Genomic DNA, 7,684 nt, shown 5'->3' on the forward strand with positions numbered 1-7,684 from the left:
ATGCAGGAGTGTAAGGAAAGCTGCCAGCGTGCCATTTTCTTGCGACGACCTGCCCGATTGCGTAATCATCTCAAGGCTAGGGAAACCGCCCTCGAAGGGGTCAGTGCCGTTTCTGTAGCAGATCTGCCCATAGGCGATCGCGTCAACCGATCGGCGAATTTCATCCACCGTCGCCATTCCGGTGGAGACAATCATCTCGACTCCCTTCGACGCGATGAGCAGCAAGAGCGGGATGTTGTCCATGTCGCCAGAACCGACTTTGACCGTCCGGCAGCCGAGGTCATCGATCAGGAAACAGGCGCTATCCTCGTCGAAGGGCGTAGCCAAAAATGCAATTCCAATGTCGTCGCAGTAAGCCTTGAGTGTGCGGAATTCGTCGAAGCTAAGTTGCAACGACTTCAGCATGTCGAACTGCGAACCGGCGCCGACCGTTTGTGTCTGATAGGTGGCACGACGCGCCCTGGCCGTCACCAGCTTGGCAGGGTCAAATATTTGAAATTTTGCGTAATCGGCTCCGAGACGCTTGCAAGCGTCAACCATTTTGAGCGCGACATTGACGTCGCCATCGTGATTGACTCCGATCTCGGCGATAACTTTCATGCTGACGCCCCCTCGACAATAGCCGCGCCCTCCGATGCTTGCCTCCAGTCAGAAGGACAGCAGCCGGGCACGCCGCAACTAGCGGACCCGAGGGACGCCGTGATATAGGCCAAATCCGCACTGACAGTCCACCGCGATTCACGTCGCTCTATTGTCATATTTTCCCGCCAGTGGTGCCCGCGTCTCGCGGTTAATACCATTGTTCATTACAGGTTACCCGGTTATGTTTTCCTACCGCGTTTGACTGAAAGAAAGCCTTTCAATGCCGTTGTTCGCGTACGGAATTGTGTCGTTGAGCGTTTTGGCCGCAATTTTCGCTGCGCCTGCGGCCGCCCAAGACGCCGATGGACCGTTCAACTTCCCCCTGCGCATGCTCAATGGAATGGAGACGATGCGGCTAGATGCGCACCGTATCAGTGCCTATCGCGGCTCGGCAACCGACAACAGTGGCAAATTCCTCCTCTACACCAAGCGCTCGGTTACCGCTGATATTATGAAAGTTGGTCCCGGCGGTCGCGACAATGCACCGACGCGGGAGGATTTAGTTCAGCACCAACAAGAGACCGACGGCTTGAACGCTGTCTATCCAGTGGGCCACAGGTTCTCGGGCCTTCCGCTCGCAGGTTGGTACACGCCGGTGTATATCGGCAAGTCCGAGAAAGGGGGGAATGGGCGTGACGTTCCTGCAGAACTGATCCTGACCCGGCACCAATCTTCGCAGAGGATCAACACTGCGGACTCACTCAATATCGACCCGGCATTCGATACGCGCCGGAGCGCACCAATCGCCTATTACTTCGATCCCGCGACAGGATTCAGGCCGATGATTTGCAAGGGTTGGCCACAACCATTTTGCATTTGGACCCGAACAAACAATGGCCCACTTTATGTAGCGCGGGATCTCGTGGGTGACGACAGTCTGGTCGATATCGATGCGACGGACATGGTCCCCCCCACGGGGCGCCTATTGCGCCTCCAGGTATCCGCCACCTCGTCCGACGGAACGGGCGATGTGATGATCATGACCCTGCCACGCCAATCTTCGGGCCTGAATGTCGTTACAGTTGCGCGTCAAGGGGATGTGGTCCACTCGGAGATAGAGTTCAGCGTCAACTCTCGGCGCCACTTTACGATGCGCGTGCCGCGCGGGGTACGCGTCGATCTAATCGCGCTGGGTTTCTCGATGCTTCAGCCGACATGATCCGCAAGAAAACAGTCCAACTGCGTCAGTTCATCGGCTCCTACGTACGTGATCAGGCTCGTGCGGGAGTGCTGCCGATACCGTTCCAGGGCGCGGTACGTGCAATTACAGCCTTCCCTTCGGCGGCCAACACCAGAGTTCGCCCTATTGGCATCGTTCTAGGCGTAGAACGGTTGCTGTGGCAGGGGGTCGAGCAGGCCTATCCAGAATGGAACTTGCTCTTTGCAAGCAATCGAGCCGATCCCGATGGATGTGTGAATGAGATCATCCGTCTAGGAGCGACCGCGATCATCGGACCGGCCGCTCGGCGCCGTCATGTGGTCGCGTTGCGCGACAGCGGGATCAACATTCTGCGCTTGTCGCCGGCACCGTTGCCGCGGCTGACCCATCAGGGCCGGCTGGCCCATGGCTACGTTCTAGAACCGTCCACATCCTGGATGTCGGCCCGTCGCTTGAGTGAGATGGAAGTCATATTGAAAAATGGCTCAGGCTTTATGACGCCCGCAATGAGGGCCGACGCCGCCGTTGTCGCATCTCGAATAGCGCTCCCGGATCCCACAAACTCAACCACCCTGGTAATCTGCACCTCCGATACGTCCCGTTTTCCCGAGCAGGGCCCCGTCACCGATTTAACGCCCTTGGAAACGGGAGGCCTGATAGAGACCTTTGAGGCCAGTCGAAACAGTTACTGGTCGGACGATTCTCTCGACCGTTTTGACGCAGCTCTGGGACGAGCTTCGGCAGTGATGACCAATAACCATCCACTTGCCGTGGCGGCACTCCTTAGAGGGGTTCGGCCACTGGTATCCCGAAGCCTTTTTCTGTCAAAGCTCAATCTTTACTCCAATCCATCGGTTGAACAGCGCATTTCTGTGGAGGATCCTCCACTTGTCAGCCGCGAAGAACTCGTTGCTGTATGCGTTCTATGGGCTGCTCGTTACATATGTGAGGGAAATCTCATTGATCCCGTTGACTTTTTCAGAGAAAAGCAGGCGAGCTGAACGCCTTACTGTCCGCCCACCGGTCGAAGACGGCGGAGCCGCTAGTTTACGGGCAGACGTTCCTTTGCACAGGCTCGTTCATCGCCCGGCCATCTTCGAGTATGCCTTAGTTGCTCGCGACCGTGCTGCCCTGAAGGCAGTGGGCCAAAAACGTCAGGACAGACGAAGCTTGTTCCTGAACTCGCCCTCACCTGCCGCTCTGGAGGCAGCCGAACGGGTTTTTGCTCGGCGCCTCGATCGGCTAAAAGACGAGCCCGTCACAGCTGCAGCGTTTTCACCGTCCTATCCCATCCCGCACAGCACAAACCGTCCGGCTTTGCCCTCGGACTTGATTCAAGGGCAAAAATTGGAGGACGTAGTTCAGTTATCGGCCCAAAAAAATGTGGAACGAAGCGGGACCGATCGCACCGCGGTAAAGAGCGACATCGTCGAAGGCCAATTCCCCATTGCTTTTGCTAGGCTTTTCAACCCTTCGGCGATTCCGGTCGACCCTTCCGATTACGACAAAATAGTCGTGGCTCCCGTCGGCCGTGTCGATCAATTGATTGACGATCTGATGGACGTTGAAGACTGGGAGGCGAAGCTTGCCTTCGTTGCGGCTTCCCTTCTTCCCCAAGATCCGTCAGACCGTTTTGCTCGCGCCCGACGTGTCCGTGCGCATCGCATAATCGACCGTCTGAGGCTCGACGATGGCCATCTGAAAACGCTGCGCGCGATGGCAGATGCTTGTTACATTTCTGAGGACCAACGAAGCGAATTCATAATCCTTCAGATATTGGTGATGGCGGGCGATCTTGGGTTCGTGGCCGAGCGCCACGTGCGGCTCGATATCCAGGCTATGATGTCGCTCGTCGCGATGACACCTGAATGCTTTCAATGGAACGAGGACCACATAGTCGCGGTCGACTGGAATCCTCTTAACGCTGATTTCGTGATAGTCGACGGCCCTCTGCCGCAAGCCATGGCGACATCCCTTCCGGTTGACGTATTATTTGCTCCTCGCAGTCTGCGGGATGTGCCGGGCCTCGGGGAACGCGCATCCCTAGTCGCGACCATCGCCGGTCCCTACTCGCAAGCGGAGGACCTGTTGTCGGCTGAGACGGCCCGGCTGTCTCAAGGAATCATGGAGAGGTATGCAGCAATCATTCAGGATACGCGTCTCGCCCCTCTCGCGGCTCTGATCCGGGAAGCCGCGATACGCGTCGATGATGTCCTGTTCTCCTCGATGATTCCCGTCTGGGCAGCGCACCAAGCTATCCTTGCGCGGAGTCCCAAGCGCTTCGCGGTCATAACGGATTCGATTGCTTTCGCTGTGTGCTTGGCGAGACTCGCCCAAACCATCGATCGCAACATCGCCATCGATATCCGGATGACGAAGCCTGTCGAAGCCGACTATGACGACGTCGATATTGCTCCGACCCACCCTGCGGAATCCGCGGCGTCAGACACTGTCAGTTGGATGTCAGACCTAGGCCTTCTAGGGGAGGCTTCGGATACACGTCCGATATCGCCCTCGAGTGCAACTCTTTTCGCAGGCCGGCCATTCGATCGAAACTACATCGCTGATCTCAAAGCGCTAATGCCTCTCGCCCTCAACAATGGCCCGGTCCATCTTGTGAATACAACATCTTCCAGGGCGCAGCCTGGCAAGCCAGCCCTGTCGGTGGCTGATGTCCTTCCTTTCTCCCATAGAATTACCCTCTGGGAAGAGCCGGAGCGTCAAGCGCGATTGGTCGCCGGCGATAAGATCCCTGAAAGTCTCAAGAACCACGGTTCGAACGTTCTCTCGGCAATACTCGAGCAAGCTGACGGGAACCTGCGCCCCTACATCATATTCTCCGAGCCTCAGTTGCGGCGGCTGCTCGAGCGGGTCCTACCAGCGATAATTGTCTCGGCAGCACATGTCAGGACTGCTGTCAGAATAGCCGCCCCCGCGCGACTGATCTGCCTACCAGGACGCGATTGGCTTTCCCGCATGCTCGCCGCCGACATCCGCGCCCGAATGCCGTCCAGTGTGAGAAGTTTCGATGTGCAGACAGTCTTCATCGGACCAAGGCGGCGCTACAAGCCCACCAACTGCGACGTGCAAGTCGTGATCGATACACATTCGGCTCAGCTTATGAGCACATTCTTCGAGCTCGCGCCGGACCGCATATTGATCGGTGGATCGCCGCGTTACAGTGCTTCCCTGAAAGCAGCCCGCGCCGAGACACGCAAACCAGGAGGCTACCGCATCCTGTTTACCGCTTCTCCAGTCTTGGATCGGTGCCTTCCCGTAATCGCCGCATTGTGTGAAGCCATGGAAGCTCATCCGGACGCACAGCTTGTCATTCGCGTTCACCCCAGCTCGGGAGCCGCGGATATCGTCCGCATCTCCACTCTCACCTCTGGACTTGGAGCGAACGCCGAGATCGAGAAGGATGGGTCGATCGCCGCCTCACTCGCCGCAGCCGACCTGGTCGTGACGCGCTATTCTAATACGGGCCTTGAAGCGGCAATGCTGGGCAAGCTGGTTATAGCCGCCGACTTTCACCAGGAACGACCCCCGATCCCCCTCGATGAGATGGGGGTGGCTATCAAGGCTGCTACACCGGACGACTTGCGCCGTGCGATTGCTGACGTGCGTAATAACGGCCCCGCAGCAGAGCAATTCTATCATACCTGCCAGGAGTATTTCCAGAAGAACCCTCAGATGCTCGACGAAGACTCTGAAATATCGCTATGGAAGGCAATTTCACTGCAATAGTGTATGCAGTCTGGGTTCGACGTTTTTGTGTCAATGATCGAGGGTTGTGGCATGCCGGTCACCAAACGGTTTGCCACACGCCAAGCGAGACGCTCGATAGCTCCAGCGCCGTAGAATGAGCCGGGGATGACTGCGTGCGCGTAGATCCGCATTTTGAGCGTTGCGACGGTACGCGGATCGGGGGAATGAGGCGTTGTCCAAATCATCCCGAGATCACTGCAGTGGCGAGCCAGTCCGTTGCCTTCGTAGAAGGCAAGCCCAAGAACATCCGTCTGAACTCCGTGATGGAGACCAGATAAGCCGGACGTCGAATTCACAGTGATAAGGCCGCAAGAAGCCTTTACTGCTACGCCTAAGGGCACGTCGCAAACGACATGCACTCGCTTGGCAATCACGCGGCCGCCAATCGCTTCAGCCACGATTGCGCGATGGTCCAGATGCCCGGCATCCAGCGGATGGATCTTGAAAAGCAGATGCTCTTCCGGCGGCGCGTAATGAGAGAAGGCTTCCAAAAGCTCCTTTATCATTGTCTTGACATGCCAACCCTGCCCATTGGCTACTAAATTCGCATCGTCGTGAACTTGAAGTGCCACGACGCGATAAGGCATGCCAGCCTCGACCAGCTCCTTCAAAATACGGGCGTCCGAACACTTATGGAGAGCCCTTCGCATCCATCCGAGCGGCCAGTATAGAGCTTCGCCTGCAAGCCTTCGTTCGCGATGCCAGGTTCCGCCCAATATGGGAATCAGGGCAAGCAGCCATACGACTTGCGCAATCGCGAACAACGACTGACGCAAGCCATGGCAGCGTCCTTCGTCCGGCTCAGTGACATCGGAGCGATCGCGACAGTCCCTTTTTTGGGCGTCTGGCCTCAACCGAAGTGGAGAGTGATGATGGGAACCGTTCCATTCGCACGCTACGAAACCGGGCCGGATGTACCCCTCTTCCAGACAAAGCACCGGAACATTTCTGGCGCGTAGCGCATCAAAGAGGACCTTGTGCCTGGAACGATCCACGCCAAAGACAACTGCCGCTTGCCATGGCGGAGCTTCGAGCTGTCTCCCGACGTCCTCTGGTGACAATGCCAGCGCGTCGCCGAGACCAAACAGACCATCGCCTGGGTTGAAAAGGCAGCGCTCAACCACAAACCCACGACGGACCAGGACCCGGGCGAGATTCGCGAAGAAGGGCCCGACCGGCCCCCCCAAAAGAAGGATCGAACACGGGGAGGCCGCAGCGTCAGCGACTGTCACGATAGTCCCGCGCCAAAGACAAAAGGAAGATCAAAACCAGGTATATTCCAAGCCCTGCCGCAGCAATGATCGATGTATGAAATATTGGACGAGGAAAAGACGGATCTTGGGGGAGTGATGGATCCGCAGTGATGACGATATACTTCTGCTTCTGGGTCGCCTCTTGCTGCGCAGATCTAAGCGAATCGAGGGCTGTCGCATAAGATTTCTCGGCTAAGTCGCGTTCTATCTGAAGTCGCTCGAATTGAGACAACATCGTAGCCATCGCTGAATCCTTGCCGGCAATCCTTGCTTGCTCCTCGTCTACCTGTTTGGCTAGGGCCTGCTCGCGCAGACGCATCTGGTGCATGCGAGCCTGAACATCCGTCGTCATGCCCTCCATCTGAGAGATGTCCGCTCTCGTGTTCGCCAATTCGGTCTTTAAGCCTGTAATAATGGCAAGCTGCGACTGAACCGCCTTCTCGGGATCGACCTGGAGATTCGCGTTGCGCCATTGCATCATCTCCAGACGAGTTTGGCTAACGCGATCCTCGGCTTTCCTCACTTCGCTTTCCGCGAAAGCGACGAAATCAAGCTTTGCGCGCTCGTTCAGCTTATTTACAAACTCATCGGTGCGAGCGACCAGAGTCGTCGCCAATGTCCTGGCATCCTCGGGAGAGAATGCCTCCGCTCGTACGGTCACAATTTGTTCGACGCTCGAGATTTTAACCTGAACCATCGAAAGGTAGTAGGATAGCTTCTCCTCGCTCGAGGCGTTGGCCGGCAAGCGAACGATCCAATCGCGATCCTGTCTTGCAGCGCTGCTGCTGAAACCTGTTGCGCCGTCAATCTTCTCAAACAGGCCGGGCGACTGCAGGTAACTGCGGACCGCGTAGATATCGTT

At 57.0% G+C, this 7,684-nt stretch carries 6 protein-coding genes; 3 read left to right on the forward strand and 3 right to left on the reverse strand.

All coding sequences use genetic code 11. The features are described from left to right. Window positions 1-600 (reverse strand): N-acetylneuraminate synthase family protein (locus tag EOA24_RS20930; RefSeq protein ID WP_189354073.1); only part of this gene is annotated, 600 nt, incomplete at its 3' end. A gap of 262 nt (window positions 601-862) precedes the next feature. On the opposite strand from EOA24_RS20930, the gene EOA24_RS20935 reads away from it, so the two are divergent. The 3 genes from EOA24_RS20935 to EOA24_RS20945 are packed head-to-tail and all read left to right on the forward strand — an operon-like array spanning window position 863 to window position 5,548. Continuing rightward, window positions 863-1,801: a hypothetical protein gene (locus EOA24_RS20935; protein ID WP_127410027.1), complete on the forward strand. Its 939-nt coding sequence runs from the start codon at window positions 863-865 to the stop codon at window positions 1,799-1,801. Further along, the gene (locus EOA24_RS20940; RefSeq protein WP_127410028.1) at window positions 1,798-2,802 is read left to right on the forward strand and encodes a hypothetical protein; all 1,005 of its coding nucleotides are present in this window, start codon (window positions 1,798-1,800) and stop codon (window positions 2,800-2,802) included. Before EOA24_RS20935 ends, EOA24_RS20940 begins: the two co-directional genes overlap by 4 nt. Further along, the gene (locus EOA24_RS20945) at window positions 2,690-5,548 is read left to right on the forward strand and encodes a hypothetical protein (protein WP_127410029.1); all 2,859 of its coding nucleotides are present in this window, start codon (window positions 2,690-2,692) and stop codon (window positions 5,546-5,548) included. Before EOA24_RS20940 ends, EOA24_RS20945 begins: the two co-directional genes overlap by 113 nt. Here EOA24_RS20945 and EOA24_RS20950 read toward each other — a convergent pair. Together EOA24_RS20950 and EOA24_RS41720 are read right to left on the reverse strand one after the other, a co-directional pair. After that, a complete protein-coding gene (locus tag EOA24_RS20950) occupies window positions 5,491-6,801 on the reverse strand; it encodes a hypothetical protein (protein WP_189354076.1) in 1,311 nt (436 codons plus the stop codon). The genes EOA24_RS20945 and EOA24_RS20950 overlap by 58 nt on opposite strands. After that, window positions 6,788-7,684, reverse strand: an 897-nt coding sequence (locus EOA24_RS41720; RefSeq protein ID WP_189354081.1) for a hypothetical protein, incomplete at its 5' end; no start/stop codon positions are given. The genes EOA24_RS41720 and EOA24_RS20950, both read right to left, overlap by 14 nt.

The organism is Mesorhizobium sp. M2A.F.Ca.ET.039.01.1.1 (genome assembly GCF_003998035.1).
In the GTDB taxonomy this organism is placed as follows: domain Bacteria; phylum Pseudomonadota; class Alphaproteobacteria; order Rhizobiales; family Rhizobiaceae; genus Mesorhizobium.

Coding starts and splice junctions, on each gene's coding strand:
- EOA24_RS20935 (WP_127410027.1), top strand. CDS start 863: ATGCCGTTGTTCGCGTACGGAATTGTGTCGTTGAGCGTTTTGGCCGCA.
- EOA24_RS20940 (WP_127410028.1), top strand. CDS start 1,798: ATGATCCGCAAGAAAACAGTCCAACTGCGTCAGTTCATCGGCTCCTAC.